The following is an 18,927-nucleotide window of genomic DNA, read 5'->3' as shown; positions in this document are numbered from 1 at the left end:
TAAAAAAAAGGCCGACAATCTGCCGGCCTTGGGTTTACCCGCGCTTACGATAACAGCAGCAGTACCACATGGCGATCAGTAACATCAGACCAAAAATGATCAGCAGTCGCAGCAGCAAACAGGGAATGCAGCGTTCGTCATCGTCACGCGGATTGCCTTCCGGTTGTTGCAGCGTCAGATAACGGCTGGCTTCGCGTGGCGCCAGTTCACCGCGTTCGTTCTGTCCAATCGACTGGAACAAGAATTTGTAAACACCGGCGACACCGGTCTGTTGAAAATGATTGGTCCAGGTGCCATCGTGCGCTTCGCTATCGCCATGTGTTCCATCATCGTAAAGCGCCAGCTGATACGCGGTATCGTTAGGCGAGGTGATGGTCACATCGATTTTGCCTTGCACTGCCGGCCAGCCTCGATCGCTTAAGCTGCCGGTCATGCGTACGTCGGCGCCGGGCAAATAACTCGACGGCATCAACTGCACATCAAGTTGGTAATTCGAGGCAACCGCCGCGGCGAAACCAATCGGCACCAAACCACTGTAAGGGCTGATGTAACCGCTGTGTTGAATACTCGATTCGGCCAGCGCATTTTTCACGGCTTCCCGGCTCCATTTGCCATTCGGTGTCAGGCGCAAAATCCAGTTGCCGACATACTCGATTTCCTGCGACAAGTCCGGGAACACAACGCGATAGACTTTGTAGGTATGCCGGCTCATTTCCTGAATCGGAATGCCGCCGACACTGGCACCGGGTTTCAGAATGACACCGGTTGGGCTGACGAACTCCAAATCATAAAACGCCCGCAGTACCGGATCATCAAGCACCAGAAAATTGGCGTGACGGTCAGAAGAGATGATCGTCGCGGTATCGACAATGATGGGGTCCGGCGTCAACAAACTGATGGCATGAGTTGGATCGACCACCAGATCCATGCCGGTGGCATTGGCGAAAATCTTGAAGTAGAACGTTTCCAGATCGAACAGGTTTTCCTCGGTCAGTTCGCCAGACACCTGGTGATAGCCGCCGGTACCCATGTTGGTGATGTTCTGCAGCTTGGTTGGCTCAATATCAAAACCGAGACCGACGCTGTACAGCTGCAGATTGTCGTTGCCGGACTCGATGCCGCCGAGTACTTCGCTGATATACGGTTTCTCGTTTTCGATGCCGTCAGTCAATACCACCATCACCTGTTTGCGATCAGTGAGTGCGCCGCCAACTTGTCCTGCGGCGGTTTGCATGGCACCGCCAATACCCGTTGTACCTTCCGGTTTCAATTTGTTGCTCTGGGTTAATGCGGAGTTGCTCAACTGGTCGGCTTCAATGGCATTTTTCTTGGCATTGGTGATCAAGTCGAGTGCCATGTAGACGCTATTGCTATCGTTGTATTTGACGAAACCGAGTTTGTCACCGGTGCCGGTGCCCCCAACATCTTCACGCAACAAGTCGGTGTAAAGCATTGCCGCATCACGCATCGCATCGATTTTTTTCCGGTCGCCCGCCGGATCTTTCATGCTGCCGCTACGATCGAGTACCAGCACGGTATCGAGCGGAATCGGCGCCACACCGCTGCCGGTGAATGTGATGTTCTGGGTCGGTGTGCTCGGGTCATCGCTGCTGACTTGCATCTGGATGCTGTGATCGCCGAGCGCATCCGGTTCATATACTTGTTGCAGAATGACCGGCGCACCACCCGGCTGGATAATCACCGGCGTGATTTCGTTCAGCTCACTCCATTGATCGCGCATCGGATCACTGGCTGGAGTCGTGATCGTTGCCGAAACCGTCAACGCTGCATCGCCATCGTTATGAATGACGACAGCTTTCTTGAAGGCAAAGCCCAACTCCACTTCCTTGAAGTCGAGCACCGAATCAACTCGCAGCATTGGGCTCGGGCTCGCGCCGCATTGATTCTGTAGTGCCGTGACATGGGCCGCGTAAGCCGGATCGCCAGGATTCCCAATTGGCATCGTGCGAGTTACCGCATTGTTCAGCACCGCATTGCAATAGCCACCGTTAATCAACGTGGAAATTTTCGGAAAACGCCCGGCGTTGCCTTGAACATGACAACTCGTGCACTGACCGGTGCTTGGCACCGTGTCGAGAATGAAATCCGGACCGGCGTTCTGTGGCCACTGCGGATGCACGAGCGGGTCGTACCAGACGTCGGCCATCACTTGCAGCGTACCGAGTGCCGGCATGCCTAGCGGTGTGCCCGGATGCAATACGTAAGGGTTTTCTCCGGCATGACAACTGGTGCAAGTGCCGCCGCTCCCTTCGAACAATTCGGCACCACCAGCGAAGTTGCTCAGTGGCATTGATGCACCAACCGGAATATCGAAACCGACATCGTTTTGTTGGTTGTCCCAGAAGCACGCTTTGCCGGTTTGTTTGCCCAAGCAAATAATGCCAAGCAAAACAATATCACTGCCGGTGACACGTGGCAGCGCGATGCAGGCGCCTTCGGTACTGTTGCTGGCATATTTGTAAACACGTGCCTCGGCACCCTGGCTGATGAATTCCTGGGCATCGCTCAAGTTGCCGACGTGTTGCCATTGATTGCTGCCCCAATCGGGGGGAATGGGCACGCCGTTAGCTGCGCATTCATCAATATAGGCCTGACCGCTCAACATGGTCGAGAAGCCACGGGCTTGCTGGCGTTGTTTGCGCTGTTGTCGAATCGGCTGTAGCAACTCTTGCAGTGCTTTCGGTGGCTGATAACGCTGACCTTTTTCGGCACCAGCCAAATGTTTGCCAAGATGACGACGAACCAGATTGATCTTGCCCTTGGCTTCATGGCCATTGCGCGGATTGACTTCGTCCAGTAGCCAAAGAATCAATTCTGTCTTGGCGAGCAACTCATCCTGATGACTCCATTTGCGACCCTTGAACAGGCGCGAGGTTTCGTTGTCGATGCGCTGTCTCAGTTGTTGGTCAGCTTGTTGATACAACGCATCCAGATAGTATTGCTGGATATCACGCAAAAAATCCGGGGTCACCGGAATCGCGCGGCCCTGCGCATCGAACATCTGGCCATGCCCGATGTACGCAATGGGTTCATTCTGCAGTGCTGGCGCCGGCATCTCGACCGCCAGCAATGACGTAGAAAACAACAACAATCCGACGGTCCATTGCATCGTATGTTTTGATAAACCTGACATATCAGCCTCCTTTGCCGATAACGGACATATCCAGTGTTCGCGCAATCGATGGCAAGCGCAGAGGAGGGCTGGGCAAGAGGCGTACGGCGCACAACAGCAAGCGCTGTTGCGAATGATCGTCCCATCAGAGCAGCGATCCCTGCGAGGTCCGAGTGAGCGTCCGATTAGCGCGAGGAGAGCACCTCGACGTAACCGCATTACGCGATGGCGTTTTGGCTAACGCCACCGAAAGGCATCAATGTTGTCAATGCCGCGGCAAACATCATGTTATGCCGCCTCATTTTTACGTTAGCGAAGCCACCGGCAAAACGCCAGCCCAGTTCAAGACGGCTTGGTGATAAGGGCTTTAATAAAAAGCGCGATAGCGAATAACAAATGCTTGTTATTCGAATTTTGTGTAATGGATCCCGACGCGTTCTTGACATTGGCCATATAGCTAACTAGCTTCCGAGTAGATCCAACGTGCAAGGACGAGCTGCTTAATCATTCATGGAGGAAAGGTTTACCGCCCCATCATCCTTTACTAACGCATCTTCCGCTCTCGATATTTCATCACCGGCATAGTCGATACCGCTGGATGGTGAACGCTGTCTGTCGGGAAAGCACAAGGCATCACCGTGGAGCGACAGGCATTGCCAGCTAGCGTGCTGTCGTGGCTTGAAATACGCAGACAGGAGAAAGCGAATGGATAACAGTCTGATTGGTTCGGTCATCAATGCCTTGCCGCTGGACCGGATGATTGCCGGGCCGTTGCGCGCGATGATCAGTGCACAGGTGCAGGCAAGCCGTGCCTACGCGGAATTCTTGATGTCGGTGTGCATCAAGGATGGCAAAGCCGTCAATGTGCAGTTTGAATACGATGAAACCATTGTCGACAGCGAAGGCAATTTTAAAGGCACCATTCGCAAAACCATGCGCATTCCGCTGCTCGCGGCGTTAACACACCCGAATATTTGCATCGAAGAAGGCTCGATTGATTTTGAATTGGAAGTCAGTCAATCGGAAGAGTCGCACGAAGAAACTGCGGGTGAAGCCTCATTGGAAGCCTCACTAGGCTGGGGGCCGTTCACGGTAAAAGTGCATGGCAAAGTTTCGCATAAATCCGAACAAACCCGGAAAACCGATACCCGCGCCAAGTATTCCATTCACACCGGTATCAAGCGTCAGGGTCCACCCGAAGCGCTGATGCGTGTCATTGATTTTCTGACTGACGCCGCGACCAAGCCAACGATGATCGACAGCTCCATCAAGAAAGATCTGTCGAAAGATACCGTGGCCGAGATCGCTGGTCCGCCAGCTAATCCATAAACCCAGGATTTATGATGGCCTTGCGGCAACGCTGGCAGTCCTGGTGGTCGGCAATCCAGCAATGGATTGCCGGGCGTTGGCGTTCATCGCCCGGAGCATGTCCGGAAATCGCTGTTAATAATAAAGCGCTTACCTCTTCGTCGAGCACGCCATCTTCGGCGCTGCTGATTCAATTGAACAATCTTTCGTGTCGACGCAGTGATTCTCGCCATCGTTGCAGCACGCAAGTCTCGGCGCGGGCTTGGCGTAGCGAACAGCGTGTCATCGATTTGCTGTCGTATCACGCGGCACGTCACACCGCCGATTTGACGCCGGAACAAATGCAACAACGACTCAACAATATTCGCGCTCACACTCCCGACTGATAACGATAACCAGGATGTAACAATATGTTTGGCCGGAAGAAAATGAATGCCCAGATGCTGACCGACATCACCCGAGGCATTCATCATGCGGTGAACACCACCGGTTCGATGATTGCCCAGCAGTACATCATGATGTTCCAGCAATTCTTCGACACCGATCCCGTCGACGGCAGCATTTCGGCCAAGATGGTCAAAGTTCAGGTCGATGAAAAACACGAAATGCTGGTACCGCTAGTCGCGATGGTCAATCCGCAAGGGATTGCCCTGGAAAAAATGCGTTTCGAACTGTCGATTCAGGTGACCGAAAGCGAGCTGAAAAAAGCCACCCACGAAGTCGACAATCTGAATGCCGGCCGTACCGCATTCAAGGTGTATCTGGCGCCGAAAAGTCCGGATAGCGTTCGTCGCCATACCGATATTGTCGATGTTGAGATGGCCTTTACCCGTTGCCGGCCGCCGGAAGGCATTGCCCGGTTGATCGAGCATTACACCAATATGATTCAGCCATACGAGCGGCCGAAAGAAACCGAGCCACCGCCAGAGCCGGAACCCTCAGGAGACGAAGGTGGACTTTCGCCAGAAGGACCGTTGTTCGCGGCGGCGCCCCGTTTTGATGAAAAAACCGGCGATGAGAAAGCAGCGGAAGACGCGGAAACGGCTGGTGCAGCACCGCTAAGCAAATCGGAAAAACTGAAACGATATGTACGCACCCAGCACAAACTGAACATCGTCAAAATGAACACCAAAGCCACCGGTGATATCAAAGATGATGAGCATTAAGCGGTGCGGTCAAAACGCTTGTTGACGAAAGTAATCGACAAAAAATTCCAGCACGACCCGCACTTTCAATGGCGTGAACCGGGCGCTCGGCCATACCGCGTAGATGCCGGTGGCCGGCACCCGCCAATCCGGCAACAGCGCCACCAATTCGCCTCGCTCCAATGCCGGATTAATCAGGTAGCGTGCCAACTGGGTAATACCAAAACCGGCCAGTGCCGCGCTCAGCAGCGCTTCGCCTTGGTTTGCTTGCAGGCGACCGTCAATCGTTACCTGTAGCTGTTCGTTACCGCGTTGGAATTGCCATTGCGGCAGCTGATCGCGCACGGCAAACGGCAGGCAAACATGGTCACCGAGTTCAGCAGGGTGAGTCGGCGTGCCGTGCTTCTGCAGGTAATCGGGTGACGCGACCAACAGCCGATGACTGTCGGCAAGTTTGCGGGCGACCAGGCGCGAGTCGTGCAGTTGACCCGTGCGTATCGCCAGATCAAAACCGCCGGCCAGCAAGTCTTCCACCCGATCAGAAAAGATCAGCTCCAGACGCAACTCCGGGTAGCGTTCCAGCAGCGTCGGCAGCAGTGGCGCAATGTGCAAGCGACCCAGCACATTCGGTAACGCCATTCGCAAATTACCGGTCACTCGCTGTTGCCAGTCCGCCAGACGGGCGTCGGCATCGTCGACATCGGCCAACCAATCCTGCATGCGCTGGTAATAGAAGCTGCCTGCTTCGGTCAGTCGCAGCGTTCTGGTGCTGCGTTCGACCAACCGGGTGCCAAGGCGCTTTTCCAGCGCGCTCAGACGTCGGCTGATCACCGAGGCGGCAACATTCAGTGCGGCGGCTGCCTGGCCTATGCCCTGACGCTGAATGGCGAACACAAAGGCCTGAATTTCACTGTAGCGGTCGGAGGTTTTCATCAGGGGTGCGCTCGCTATATCGCTTTATTACGCAAAAATGAATTGCTTGTTTACCGCTATTTCGATGATTACCGCAAGAGTAGTCTGAAACTCCAGTTTGAAACAGGAGACAAGCGATGAAAGCGGTGCAATTGTTTGGCCACAGGCTTGATCTGCTGCGGGCCATCACCCAGCCGATTCCCGAACCGAAAGGCAATGAGGTACTGGTGCATTTACGTGCCACCAGTCTCAATTACCGTGATTTTGCGCTGGCCACCGGTCGCTACCAAACTCATCTACCGTTGCCGTTCGTGCCGCTGTCCGACGGCGCCGGCGTGGTCGTGGCGGCCGGACCGCAGGTGCGCGAATGGCGACCGGGTGATCGGGTCATCGGTCATTACACGACGGCTTGGCAGAACGGCCGCTTTGATGAGCGTTATCACCAGAGCAAACTCGGCGGGCCGCTAGACGGTTTGTTGCAGGAGTTCCGGGTGCTACCGGAAACGGCGCTGGTGAAAACTCCGGAGCACTTATCGGACCGGGAGGCGGCTACCTTACCGGTGGCGGCGCTGACGGCCTGGAATGCTTTGCAGGATCTGGCCTTGCCGACCGGTGCCTGGCTGTTGGTTCAGGGTAGCGGCAGCGTCTCGTTATTCGCCTTGCAATTCGCCCGTGCCCAAGGCTTGCAGGTGATTGCTACGACCACCAGTGAAAACAAAATGGCGATATTACGTGAACTCGGTGCCCATGAGGTGCTGCTGACTCGTGATCGACCGGAGTGGGGCAAACAGGTTTATCAGTCAGCCGATGATCGCGGTGTCGATGGTGTTGTCGATGTCGGCGGCAACGTCACGCTGGCGCAATCGCTGGCGGCGCTGCGCGGTGGTGGTGCCATCGCCATGGTGGGTTTTCTTGGCGGTTTCGATGCCGCGCCGGATCTGACCCTGCCGATGCTGGTCAAACGTGCCCGTTTACTGGGCCAGAGTGTTGGCAGCCGCGAACATTTTCAAATGATGAATCGCGCCATCAGTGCGCAGCAGATTCGTCCGGTGATCGACAGGACTTTTGCTTTTCATGAATATCGCAATGCTTGGGAACATGTTGGTAGCGGCAGTGCGGTCGGCAAAACCGTTATCGATATGGCGGCGTGATGACGGGTAATGCTTTTCACTGCAATTGGCCTTGATGCCAAAACGGCGACAGCGAGCATGAGCCATCGCTGTCGTATTTTTCTGTGCGATTTTCGCCCGCGCGCTGCGCAAACTTGGCTATCGTCTCTACCGACAATGTTGATGCCGCTTCTGGCAAAACGAAAATATTCTCCAGCAATTCAATTGCTTGACAATTTATTTGCGTGTTGCAACAAAATGGTCATCCGGCAACGTATCGAACTGTAGCGGATTGTCGGTAACTGTAGCTTTGCGAACTGGCCCGCAAATTTACTAAAACCCTCGAACTACTGTGGATACAGGTTTCGCACTGATGCGTCTGGATCAATGCGAAAAATTGCTCCTGTTTCCCTTCGTCGAGGTGTCATGATGTCGCAAGCTTCCGTAGTCTCGCTGCGTTCCAGCAATCCCGTTACCGCCCTTGTCGTCGAGATGGACGCGCTGCGCGCTGAGATGGATAAACTGAAAAATCATCCGGTATTCGGCAAGGTGCGCGACATGGATGACTTACGCACATTCATGCGTTGGCATGTTTTCGCTGTCTGGGATTTCATGTCGCTGGTCAAACGCCTGCAGCGCGATTTGACTGGTAGCCAGCTGCCGTGGATGCCGCCAGCCAATCCGAAAGCGGCGCGCCTGATCAACGAGATTGTGCTCGGTGAAGAATCTGACGAAGCGCCAAATGGCGGTTACGCCAGTCATTTTGAGTTGTATCTGGAAGCGATGCGTGAAGTCGGCATTCATAACAGCGAAGTGATGCCCTTCCTGCACCATATCTGCAATCACGTTTCTGTAACGGCAGCGGTAAAGCGTGTCGGTATGCCGGAGGCCGTGGCTGAATTTGTCGAATCAACGATTTCACTTTCACTGTATGGCCAGACCCACGAAGTGCTTGGCGGCTTTTTCTTTGGCCGCGAAAACGTTATCCCGAATATGTTCACGACCTTGCTGGAGAACTGGACCGTCGATCCGGCATCGGCACCGACGTTTGTGTACTACCTGAAACGCCATATCGAGCTCGACGGCGACGCGCATGGTCCGGCTGCCGAAGCGTTGATCGATGAGTTATTGCAGGATGATATGGCGCGACGAATGGAGTTGTTGAAAGCAGCTCGCACGGCCGTGGCCGCACGAGTAAAACTCTGGGATGCGCTGGCGCTGGATTTGGATAAGCGTTAGCGATTACCCGTTCCCCCTCCTGATCGAGCTGTCTCTTCTACACATTTTTTGTTGGAAGAACAGAACTTTAGAGAAAATAGACGATCCGATCTCCATCACTTAGGCGATGGAGATCGACAATGCCGAATGAAATGGATGCAGCACAGTGGGCCGAACAGCAATTCGGTCATTGTCAGCTGGGTGACAAACGGCGCAGCCGGCGCTTGGTGCAAGTGGCGACGGCGCTGGCCCAGAACGGTGGTGGCAACTTGTGCGCAGCGACACGCGGATTTGAAGCCGCCAAGGAAGCTGCGTATCGTCTGATCCGCAATCCCTCCGTCAATGCAGAAGCGATCATGGAAGCCGGATTTGAAGTAACCGCGCAGCGGGTAGCCAGTTGCCAATGCCTGTTGGCCATCGATGACACCACGAGTCTGTCCTACACCCATAGCGTTCGTGAATCGCTTGGTGATATCGGCCCGCGTCCCGATGTCAGCACGCGCGGCTATCTGGTGCATAGCACCTTGTTGGTCGATGCCGAGCGTGGCACGACTGAAGGCTTGATCGCGCAAACCTTTTGGTGCCGGGATGAAGCCGAACGCGGCCAAAGACATCAGCGCAAGCAGCGCTGTTATGCCGAAAAAGAAAGCTACAAATGGCAACACCATGCCGAGCTGATGCGGCAACGGTTGGCGGATAAAATGGTCGATGTTATTGCCGTCAGCGATCGGGAAAGTGACATCTATGAATACTTGCTCGACAAGGTGCAACACGGCGAGCGCTTCATCGTACGCGCCGCCCAGGACCGGCGACTATCGGAGTCGGATGAACGCCTGTCCGAAGCGTTAAGCGACGCCCCCAAATATGGCGAAAGTCGAGTCGAGGTGTCGCAACGCGGTGGCCGACCGGCGTGTCAAGCGACGCTGAGTTTACGCGCCGTTCAAGTCGAATTGGCGCCACCGAAAACCGATACCGACCACCGTGAATCATTGCGTGTCAACGTCGTCTGGGCCTGCGAGGAAAGCGCATCAAAAGATGCTTTGAACTGGGTACTGCTGACCAGTGAGTCGATAGCGGATGAACAAAAGATACAGGAGATCTTGCACCATTATCGTCGACGCTGGCGCATCGAGGACTTCCATAAAGCCTGGAAAAGCGGTTGTGGCGTTGAGCAGCAACGCCAGCAAAGCGCCGACAACCTGCAACGCATGGCGGTCATCTTGGGCTTCGTTGCCGTCCGGCTGTTGCAATTGCGTGAGGTGTTGGACAACACGACCATTGCTGAGTTGCCCTGCACCCAGGTATTGAGCGAAGTCGAATGGAAAGTGTTATGGGCAACCAGCCATCCGCCAAACCATTGCCGAGACAAACACCCACACTGCATTGGGCTTACCAGTACATCGCTAAACTCGGCGGTTTTTATGACAGCAAACGCACCGGTCGCGCCAGTTGGGCGACGATACACCTTGGCCTGACTCGACTCGATGAGCGTGTTCAGGGATTTAACTTACTCCGCTCGCTCGATATCGCAGCTGTCTCTGGACCGAAGATGTGATCAAGAGACAGCTGATCGAGGAGGGGGCTAGGGGGTGGTGAAGCCTTTTTGTTTGATTGCCGTGGTGTATTATTCGCCACCCTGCTTGGTCGGCGGTACATGCTCCAAATCGCCACCGGCATTCAACTGATTCAATGCGTTGCGAACATGCTGCAGCATATCCGGTGGGCCGCCGCCCATGTTTTCTTCTTCGGCAACTTCCAATTCACGGGCATCGTATTCCCAGCGACGCAAAATCTTGATTTTCTGATCGCGTGATAGCTCTTTCTGGGTCAACACATGTTCCGGCTTTAAAAAAACACTGGTCGGGTTTTGCAAGGCTTTTTCGTAATTCATCGTCATCTCCTTTGCTGGCGCACGCAAATAAGTTTAGACGCTGATTCGAGTCGGCTAAGGAGGTATGCGTTCGATTGATAACAACAATGCTATTGATAAATGTACGGCGCAAAAAATTGGCAACGCACGTACGTACAGAACAAAAATGATAGCGACAGTGATTAGCGCTGAGTGGGATAAATATCGAAGCGATTCAAACCCGCCGGCAACTGCGCGCTCGGTTTGCTGTTGGCCAATGGCGGCGCGTAGCTAGGACGTTTGACGATCACTTTCTGGCCGGCTTTGGCGCGTGCCAAAGGCAACAACTCATCGCCAAGACCCGTTTCGGTCAGTGCCTGCAACACCTGCATGTCTTTTTTGACTTTGGCGGCGCTAGGGCGCGGTGGAAACATCGGGTCGAGATAAATAACGTCGACAAATCCTGGTGATTGCAATGGCAGAAATTCGGCGCTGTTGCCGTGGCCATAGTGCAAGTGCTGCAGCACCGATTGCAGAGCCGGGTCGTCGCTGAGCGCTGCATCTTGCAAGGCCTTATCGATCAACGCGGCGATCAATGGGTGCTGCTCCATTGCCTGCACCTGACAGCCACTGGCTGCCAGCAGAAAGCTGTCGCGGGCAAGACCGCCGGTGGCATCAAAAACCGAGGGCGGCGTATTGGCCCGGCCCCACACCGCTTTGACGACCGGCTCCGCTTTGCCGCTGCTGTGCTTGCGCCGCCAATCGAGTTGGCCATGGGCGAAATCGGCGCTGAGTTTCAGCGTCTCGTCGCCCTGCCTCAGTTGCAGCCACCAAGTCGCCTCGACATACAAGGTCGCGTCGGCCTCACCGAGCGGAATCGCCAGCAAGGCCGACAGTATCTCGGCTTCGCGTTCAAAACCCGGCGCGCCGATGATGCCGAGCGTACAACCCGTGGCGCTCAAGCGTGTACCAACTCCAACGTTGCTTTGACCGCTTTTTCGATGCCGGTCGCGGCTTCTCCAATATTGTTGGCCAACATGTAAGCCGGTGTGCTGACGATATTGCGGGCTTTATCGACGACAAATTCAGTGACTGGGCATTGGCGATGTTGGCCGCCCATGGCGCCAATTTTGTCGGCGGTGCCGGCATCGGTGCCAATGGTCAATTCCGCCCCTTTACCGTAGATGCGCGGAATCATCGCCGGCGCGATGCAGATATAACAGGCCGGTTTTTTCAGCTCGGCCATGCCCTGGGCAAAGCGCAGCACATCTGGTTGCACCGTGCAGTCGCTGCCTTTGAAGGCAAAATCACAGAGATTCTTGGCGGCGCCAAAGCCACCGGGGAAAAACACCGCAGCGTAGTCTTTTGGGTTGGCTTTGGCGATATCGATGATATTGCCGCGAGCAATGCGCGCCGCTTCGACCAGCACATTGCGGCCCTCGCCCTTGGCTTCTTCACCCGTCAGGTGGTTGATCACCTGTTTCTGCGCGACGTTCGGCGCCATGCACTGCACCTCGACGCCGGCGCGCGACAGCGCCAGCAGGGTCAGCACGCTTTCGTGAATTTCGGCGCCGTCAAAGACGCCGCAGCCGGATAACACCACTGCTACTTTCATCGCTGCACTCCTTTGTTCAGTAGATTGAAAGAACATGATACGGCGATTCCTCTATAATTTCCGCCGAACCGCTGAAAAACTACTGCGCTCGGCATCTGAGGCGTCGGTGGTGCCCAAAATGCTCATTTATTGCCATATAAACTCCGCTTTTTGCGCGCCAGCGACACCTCACCTGCCATCGCTCGCTACGTTTTTCAACGGTTCGGGCACGCATTGAATTCAACCGGCACGCACGCGCCGATACCTTCTCTCATCGCGACGGAAATCCTATGCAACAACTGGTTCTCGCTTCCGGCAATGCCGGCAAGATCCGCGAATTGTCGGCTATGCTGGCACCGATCGGTATTGAAGTGCTGCCGCAAACGGCATTCCGGATACCGGATGTCGAGGAAACCGGTTTGAGTTTTGTCGAGAACGCGATTCTGAAAGCGCGCCATGCCGCGAAGCTGACCGGGCTGCCGGCACTGGCCGATGATTCCGGTTTGGAAGTCGATGCACTGAATGGCGCACCGGGGATCTACTCAGCGCGTTACGCCGGTGAACCATCAAACGACAAAGCTAATAACGACAAACTGCTGGCAGAAATGAACGCGGTTGAAGACAGCAAACGCGGCGCCCGTTTCTGTTGCGTCCTGGCGCTGGTGCGTCATGCCGATGACGCCACGCCGCTGATCGCCGAAGGTTATTGGCGCGGTCGCATCCTGCGCGAACCGCAAGGGCAAAATGGTTTTGGTTACGACCCATTATTTTTTGTGCCGGAACGCGGTTGTGCCTCGGCAGAATTGAATAAAGAAGAAAAAGCCGCACTCAGTCATCGTGGCCAGGCCTTGCGCGAGCTATTGCGCCGGCTGCCGGAAAAATTACCGATTACCCGCTGAACGACATCATGTATCAACAATTTGATTCACCACTGCCATTAAGCCTGTACGTGCACATTCCCTGGTGTGTACGTAAATGCCCGTACTGCGATTTCAATTCGCACGAAGCGAAAAATGACATTCCGGAAGCGCAATACCTCGACGCACTGCTGCTCGATTTGCAACAGGATTTACCGCGGGTCTGGGGCCGACGCCTGCAAAGTATTTTTATCGGTGGTGGTACGCCGTCGCTGTTCTCGGCAGAAGGTATCGATCGCCTGCTGTCTGGTATTCGGGCGTTGTTGCCATTCATGGGCGATATCGAAATCACTATGGAGGCCAATCCCGGCACGGCCGAAGCGCAAAAATTCAAAGGTTTTCGCGAAGCCGGTGTCAATCGCTTGTCAATTGGCGTACAGAGTTTTGCCGAAGTGCAATTGCAGGCGCTCGGCCGCATTCATGGCGAAGTCGAAGCCAGGCGCGCGATTGAATGGGCGAGAGCCGCCGGTTTTGATAACTTCAATATCGACTTGATGCACGGCTTGCCGGGACAAACGGTGGCACAGGCGATGCGCGATTTGGAGATCGCGGTAGCGATGCAACCGACCCATATCAGTTGGTATCAGTTGACCATTGAGCCGAATACCCGTTTTGCTTTTGATCCGCCAGTATTACCGGAAGACGATGTGCTCGCCGATATTCAGGAACAAGGCCATCAGTTCTTGCATGCGCATGGTTTTCCGCGCTACGAAGTGTCGGCTTATGCCAGCGCGGCGCGGCGTTCGCAGCACAATCTGAATTACTGGCAGTTTGGTGATTATCTCGGCATTGGCGCCGGTGCCCACGGCAAGATCACCGATATGCAGGCACAAAAAGTTTATCGTACCCACAAGCATCGTCATCCAAAAGCCTATTTGAAAGGCGAAGGATTTGTTGCCGGCGAAGAACCGATAGGCGCCGAGGATATGCCATTTGAATTTTTCATGAACGCCCTGCGTTTGGTGGACGGTGTGCCGGCGGCATTTTATCCACAGCGTACCGGTTTGCGTCTTGAGCCATTGCAGCCGCTGATCCGCGAGCTGCGACAACAACAGTTGTTGCATGATGACGCCGACACCTTGGCGCCCACCGAGCTTGGCATGCGTTATTTGAACAGCGTGCTGCAGAAATTTTTACCGGACTCACTGAAGCAACACGGTGTCCGCAATATCATTCCGATTCAGGCAGGTTAAATAGTGAGTGAGGTAACCATCAACACCGAATGGCTGGCGACTTTACCCGAGGCGTTCCAGTCACCGCAGCATATTTACGATGCGCTTGGTTTGCGCTGCCCGGAGCCGGTCATGATGCTACGGATGAAAATGCGCGCGATGGCCGATAATGAAACGCTGCTGTTGATTGCCGATGACCCGGCAACGACCCGCGATGTGCCGAAGTTCTGTACATTCATGGAGCATCGCTTGTGTGCGTCGCGCACCGATGCCTTGCCGTATTTGTATTTGTTGAAAAAAGGCTTGGGGTAAAAAGGTAGGTTCGAATTCATTCGAACAGGACTGGCTAGGATGCTTTAACTTTTATGTATTCGTGATGGCGTTCCAAGCTAATGCCATCCCGTTGCTCTTTCGCCAGCAAATGGCCAGATTCCGTTGGAAAACTCAACAGTGGCCGATGCTCGTCGAATAGTTTCACGTGAACTGTCTGGCCGAGAATGTCGCCGAAAATGGCGATTTCATTCGCTATACGTCCTTCGAATTCCGGGATTTCATCAGCGCCCGTTTCCCAGGTTGCGATGGCAATCTGATGGTCTTCCCTAGAAATTTCAACCCATAGCCCCCAGCCAAAGCTATCATCTTCATACGTGAATGGGATTTGCAAAATACCTCTGATGAAAAATCGATTTTCATCCAGCGTGCAGAAGTCCTTGTTGTGTCTGCTGCGTAGGTAGTCCTCCAAACACGATAGATTCCAGACCTCGTCTGGAAGTTGAAAGCCAAAATCTTTGGTTAACCCTTCATGCCGCTCACCACAGGACTCGCAATAAAAGCCACGGTCACCTTCGATCTCATCCATAACGACTTTCTCCTTTATTGATCAGTGACTGAAGCAAGGAGCTTAAAACCTCGAAAGGATTCAGCGGTAAAAACCAATTCAGAAAACGATTCGCCACAGAGGACGACGTTGCCTTCACAATAACTCGAAGCTGCGTTTTTCCCTTTCCTGTTCAATACGCAGTAGCGCCTGTTCCCGGCTTTGCACGATAATACGGTTACGGCCGTTACGTTTCGCTTCGTACACGGCATCGTCGGCGCGCTTCAGACTTTCTTCCGGTGTGATATCGAGCAGGTCCAGCGCCGTGACGCCAATGGAGATGGTCACCTGGAAATCTGCCGGTAAATCTGGAAACTGATGGTGCTGTACGGTTTGGCGTAAGCGCTCGAGCAGTACTTGCGCGTCATGCAAGGTGGTTTCCGGCAGGATCAGCAAAAATTCCTCGCCACCAAAACGACCGATGGTGTCGGTACTGCGCAGCACGTTGGCGCACAGGCCGGTGAAATGTTTCAACACAGCGTCGCCTTGAACGTGACCATGCACGTCGTTGATCAGCTTGAAATGATCAATGTCGATCAACGCAATCGCGCTCGGGCGATGGTAGCGGTGCACGCGCTCGCGCTCTTTATGCAGCAGATCAAGAATATGACGGCGATTGGCCATGCCGGTCAGCTCATCGGTGTAGGCCAATTGATCCAGGTGCTGGCGTAGTTTTTTGTTCTTGTGGGCGTGATAAATCAGAAATGCCACCCAGGTCATCAGCAGCAGGGTCACCGTCAATACCAGCGCCATTGTTTGTCGCTGCTTGGTCAACAGCGCCTGCTGCAGTTCGGTTTGTTGTTGCAGGATGTGGTTTTCCCGATCTTTGCGTTCGGTTTCGAATTTGATGCGCAGCTCGTCGGTACGCAAGCGTTGATCCGTGCTCAATGCGCCCATGACTGAGCGGTGATACTGCTGATGGGATTGCAGCGCCTGTTCGAACTGACCTTGTTCGGCGAACACTTCAGCGCGCAGCAGGTACACGTCCTCCAGCAGTCGCGGTTTGTTCAGCTTGTCCGCTTCCGCTTCGGCTTGATCAAGCAACTGATGGGCTTGCGCAAACTGCTGCTGTGCCATCGCCAATTCGGCCCGGGTGACGATGACGCGATTGGCCATGAACGGATTCTGGCTGCGCTGGAATCCTTCGGCGGCGGCAACCAGGTATTGTTTTGCTTCGACAAACTGTTGTTCGCTAATGGCAACTTCGGCCAAGACTTGTTGCAGGTAGGCGATGCCCTGTTGATCGTCCAACATCAGCGACAATTCCAGTGATTCTTCGAAGAACCGTTTGGCCAAACGCGGATCGCGCATATCCCAGTAGGTGATGCCGAGGTTATAGGCGGCGATGTTTTGCAGCATTCGCGCTTGTTCGCTTTGCGCCAAGGTATGGGCATCAAGGTAGTAGCGCAGCGCGTTGTTCAAATTGCCGGAATTGGCGTAGGCATTGCCGATGGCGTTGGCAATATCGCTGCTGCTCGGTCGCATCGAGTCGCTGTTCGACTGCTCCTGCAATGGCAGCAACAATTCAAGCGCATCAGCGCTGCGATCGATGCTGGTCAGCAGCACGGCGCGCGCAAAGCGGTATTCCCGGCGCAGGGCCTCGCTGCGCAATACTGATGGGTCGTTTTGCAGTTCGTCGAGAATTTTGAACGCGTGCTCCTGACGACCGAGGTGATCAAGGTTCAGGGTTTGGCTGAGCATCAAGCGCACTGCCAATGGAGAGCGGCGGTCCTGCAGGTGTTGCAGGCTGCGGGTGGCCGCCTGATAGCCTTCCTCGCCGCGGGCCAGCAGTTGCATCGCTTCTGACTCAAACAGGCCGTACTCGGCCAGCTCCAGCCGGGTTAGCCGCTGTTCCGGTTTGGGTAATTGCGCCAGCAGCTCGGCCGGATTATCGACCAGCAATTGCTGCAGACGCTGTTCCGTTTCGCGTGGCAGCGCGGCAGCGACGCCGGCGCACAGCAATAGCGCCAGGGCGAACCAGTTCTTCACTTTTATTATCGTGTCCGGGGTTTACTCAAGCGGCTAAGCCTAGTCGCAATTGGTCAATTCGTCATCACCGCTGGTCGGGGAATTTTGGCTGCACCGCATCATCAATTTTCAGGGAACCAAGACGGCGGGCAATGGCATTCATGCCGAACACCACGCCTTGGTGACCACGTTTGTTGCCGGCCAGTGCTTTCAGTGGCTGACGGTTGGCGTCTTGTTCACCGGTATCCGGATTCAACGTCGTCATCACGCAGCGGGTGCAGGGTTTGACGAGGTCCAGTTCCAGCTCGCCGATCTGCAGCTGTGACCATTGTTCTTCCTGCCAGGGTTCGTCATTGGCGATGACGATATTGGGTCGGAACTGGCGCCGGTCGATGTCCTGGCCAGTCAGTTCCCGGACCGCCTGCAGCGAGGCTGTGGTGGTCACCAGCACCGGAAAGCCATCGGCGAAGCTGACGATATCGCCTGGCTGCGAGTAAGTCGGGTCGGTGGCGCGCAGACTCTCGTCCGGCATGTAAACCAAGCGGGCCGGTTGGCCGAGCAGTTCGCTCAATTGTTCGTGGATGGCGTGTGTGGGCAAATGGGCGCGCACCGTATCGCTCCAAACGGTGACGTCGATACTTTCACCGGCGGTATCGCTGTCGATATGCAGCCGGGCACCGTCAACATGCTCAATGGTCAGCCGATGATGCTGGCCACACGGTTCAATGCTGGCGGAAAAGCGGGCCAGTGCCGGCAGTGTGCGCTGGCTCATGAACTTGCCGTGCTGATCGACCAGCATCCAGCGCCGGTCGTCACGCAATCCACGTGCCTCGACCATGGCGGTCTTGACTGACTGACCCCGGAAACTTTTCACCGGGTAAAGAAACAATTCCGCGACACGCAGCGCTGTCATCGAATCGACTCCTGTGGTTTGCGATCACATTCCATTGGTTTTGCCCCAATCTGATGCGAACAAGCGCCGGGCACGTTACCATGGCCACCGTTTGCGGTCAGGTGAATCTGCACGTCGATGAGCAACGAAAAATTGGAGGCACTGTCGGCCCGCCTCGGTCAGGCTGGGCGCGATAGTAGAAATTGGTCGCCGAGCCACTGTGGCGATATTGATATTCGCATCGATCGCGATGGTCAGTGGCATTACCTTGATTCGCCGATTCAGCGCCTGGAGCTGGTCAAATTGTTCGCCAGCGTCTTGCGCTTCGAAGAAGGCGAGTACTTTCTGGTGACGCCAGTTGAGAAGCTGCGGATTCAAGTCGAAGACGCGCCGTTCCTGATCGCCGATGCCGATTTGCTGGCCGAAGGCCAGCCTGAGCAACGGGTGCAGATGAAGACGACACTCGGCGAGGTGTTCGAGCTCGATGCCGAGCATCCGATCAAAATGCTCGGCGAGGGGGATGAGACCAAGCCTTATGCCCATGTTCGTGACGGGCTCTGGGGCTTGTTGTCACGGCCCTGTTACTACCGGCTGGTCGAGCAGGTGGAAACCCTGCCAGATCAAGAGGACCAGTACGGCCTGTTTAGTCGTGGGCTGTGGTTCCGATTGCTGTAAACGATTTCCAATAAACGGATGGCAGCCAACAAACTGCTGCCAGTTGGTACGGGGTTTGCACACCAGCATCCCCGGGCAAGAGACAGGACGGCCGGATGGCCGTTCCGCCCGCAATCTGTGAGCGACATCACAAAACGGGTTCGGCAGCGGAAAGGCCG

18 protein-coding genes are annotated in these 18,927 nt (G+C 55.0%); 10 read left to right on the top strand and 8 right to left on the bottom strand.

What is annotated here, in order from left to right; genetic code table 11:
* Positions 1-34: 34 nt before the first annotated feature.
* Positions 35-3,154, bottom strand: coding sequence for a VWA domain-containing protein (locus tag E2H98_RS08145; RefSeq protein ID WP_157591300.1), 3,120 nt, complete (start codon positions 3,152-3,154; stop codon positions 35-37).
* Between the two features lie 684 nt (positions 3,155-3,838).
* Here E2H98_RS08145 and E2H98_RS08140 point away from each other — a divergent pair.
* From E2H98_RS08140 to E2H98_RS08130, 3 genes are read left to right on the top strand one after another with little or no spacing between them, the layout of a single operon-like run.
* On the top strand, positions 3,839-4,462 hold the full coding sequence (locus E2H98_RS08140; protein ID WP_133592789.1) for a DUF2589 domain-containing protein: 624 nt from the start codon (positions 3,839-3,841) through the stop codon (positions 4,460-4,462).
* Positions 4,463-4,473: 11 nt separating this feature from the next.
* Positions 4,474-4,827 carry a hypothetical protein gene (locus tag E2H98_RS08135; RefSeq protein ID WP_157591299.1) on the top strand — a complete coding sequence of 118 codons (354 nt, stop codon included), beginning with the start codon at positions 4,474-4,476 and terminating at the stop codon, positions 4,825-4,827.
* Between the two features lie 24 nt (positions 4,828-4,851).
* On the top strand, positions 4,852-5,607 hold the full coding sequence (locus tag E2H98_RS08130) for a DUF2589 domain-containing protein (protein ID WP_133592793.1): 756 nt from the start codon (positions 4,852-4,854) through the stop codon (positions 5,605-5,607).
* Positions 5,608-5,616: 9 nt separating this feature from the next.
* Here E2H98_RS08130 and E2H98_RS08125 read toward each other — a convergent pair whose 3' ends face one another.
* Positions 5,617-6,519, bottom strand: a complete 903-nt coding sequence (locus E2H98_RS08125; protein WP_133592795.1) for a LysR family transcriptional regulator — start codon at positions 6,517-6,519, stop codon at positions 5,617-5,619.
* A 116-nt stretch (positions 6,520-6,635) separates the two neighbouring features.
* On the opposite strand from E2H98_RS08125, the gene E2H98_RS08120 reads away from it, so the two are divergent.
* The 3 genes from E2H98_RS08120 to E2H98_RS08110 all read left to right on the top strand — a co-directional run bounded on the left by E2H98_RS08120 (position 6,636) and on the right by E2H98_RS08110 (position 10,300).
* Complete coding sequence (locus tag E2H98_RS08120) at positions 6,636-7,649, top strand: zinc-dependent alcohol dehydrogenase family protein (RefSeq protein ID WP_133592797.1); 1,014 nt, start codon at positions 6,636-6,638, stop codon at positions 7,647-7,649.
* A gap of 384 nt (positions 7,650-8,033) precedes the next feature.
* Positions 8,034-8,846 carry a DUF3050 domain-containing protein gene (locus E2H98_RS08115; RefSeq protein WP_232475476.1) on the top strand — a complete coding sequence of 271 codons (813 nt, stop codon included), beginning with the start codon at positions 8,034-8,036 and terminating at the stop codon, positions 8,844-8,846.
* Positions 8,847-8,965: 119 nt separating this feature from the next.
* The gene (locus tag E2H98_RS08110; protein WP_157591298.1) at positions 8,966-10,300 is read left to right on the top strand and encodes an IS4 family transposase; all 1,335 of its coding nucleotides are present in this window, start codon (positions 8,966-8,968) and stop codon (positions 10,298-10,300) included.
* 149 nt (positions 10,301-10,449) lie between these two features.
* Here the strand turns inward: E2H98_RS08110 and E2H98_RS08105 are convergent, their stop codons facing one another.
* From E2H98_RS08105 to elbB, 3 genes are all read right to left on the bottom strand, one after another.
* Positions 10,450-10,716 (bottom strand): hypothetical protein, encoded by a 267-nt coding sequence (locus E2H98_RS08105; protein WP_133588123.1) that lies wholly within the window; start codon positions 10,714-10,716, stop codon positions 10,450-10,452.
* Positions 10,717-10,877: 161 nt separating this feature from the next.
* On the bottom strand, positions 10,878-11,636 hold the full coding sequence (locus E2H98_RS08100) for a class I SAM-dependent methyltransferase (protein ID WP_133588125.1): 759 nt from the start codon (positions 11,634-11,636) through the stop codon (positions 10,878-10,880).
* A complete protein-coding gene (gene elbB / locus E2H98_RS08095; protein WP_133588127.1) occupies positions 11,633-12,289 on the bottom strand; it encodes an isoprenoid biosynthesis glyoxalase ElbB in 657 nt (218 codons plus the stop codon). The genes E2H98_RS08100 and elbB overlap by 4 nt, the downstream gene beginning before the upstream one ends.
* A gap of 269 nt (positions 12,290-12,558) precedes the next feature.
* Between elbB and E2H98_RS08090 the strand changes: the two genes are divergently transcribed.
* Genes E2H98_RS08090 through tusA form a run of 3 tightly spaced genes read left to right on the top strand, consistent with a single transcriptional unit; the run spans position 12,559 to position 14,669 of the window.
* Positions 12,559-13,167 (top strand): XTP/dITP diphosphatase, encoded by a 609-nt coding sequence (locus E2H98_RS08090; protein WP_133588129.1) that lies wholly within the window; start codon positions 12,559-12,561, stop codon positions 13,165-13,167.
* Between the two features lie 8 nt (positions 13,168-13,175).
* A complete protein-coding gene (gene hemW / locus E2H98_RS08085; protein ID WP_133588131.1) occupies positions 13,176-14,378 on the top strand; it encodes a radical SAM family heme chaperone HemW in 1,203 nt (400 codons plus the stop codon).
* Positions 14,379-14,381: 3 nt separating this feature from the next.
* Positions 14,382-14,669, top strand: coding sequence for a sulfurtransferase TusA (gene tusA, locus E2H98_RS08080; protein WP_408634847.1), 288 nt, complete (start codon positions 14,382-14,384; stop codon positions 14,667-14,669).
* A gap of 34 nt (positions 14,670-14,703) precedes the next feature.
* On the opposite strand, the gene E2H98_RS08075 is transcribed toward tusA, so the two are convergent.
* The 3 genes from E2H98_RS08075 to E2H98_RS08065 all read right to left on the bottom strand — a co-directional run bounded on the left by E2H98_RS08075 (position 14,704) and on the right by E2H98_RS08065 (position 18,115).
* Complete coding sequence (locus tag E2H98_RS08075; protein WP_133588133.1) at positions 14,704-15,216, bottom strand: DUF2199 domain-containing protein; 513 nt, start codon at positions 15,214-15,216, stop codon at positions 14,704-14,706.
* Positions 15,217-15,330: 114 nt separating this feature from the next.
* Positions 15,331-17,223, bottom strand: a complete 1,893-nt coding sequence (locus tag E2H98_RS08070) for a GGDEF domain-containing protein (protein ID WP_133588135.1) — start codon at positions 17,221-17,223, stop codon at positions 15,331-15,333.
* Positions 17,224-17,287: 64 nt separating this feature from the next.
* Positions 17,288-18,115: an MOSC domain-containing protein gene (locus E2H98_RS08065; RefSeq protein ID WP_133588137.1), complete on the bottom strand. Its 828-nt coding sequence runs from the start codon at positions 18,113-18,115 to the stop codon at positions 17,288-17,290.
* A gap of 117 nt (positions 18,116-18,232) precedes the next feature.
* Between E2H98_RS08065 and E2H98_RS08060 the strand changes: the two genes are divergently transcribed.
* A complete protein-coding gene (locus tag E2H98_RS08060) occupies positions 18,233-18,769 on the top strand; it encodes a DUF1285 domain-containing protein (protein ID WP_133588139.1) in 537 nt (178 codons plus the stop codon).
* Positions 18,770-18,927: the final 158 nt, after the last annotated feature.

It is taken from the genome of Permianibacter aggregans (assembly GCF_009756665.1).
In the GTDB taxonomy this organism is placed as follows: Bacteria; Pseudomonadota; Gammaproteobacteria; order Enterobacterales; family Permianibacteraceae; genus Permianibacter; species Permianibacter aggregans.
Note: the sequence above shows the minus strand (reverse complement) of the source record. Positions and strands in the feature narration are given on the sequence as shown.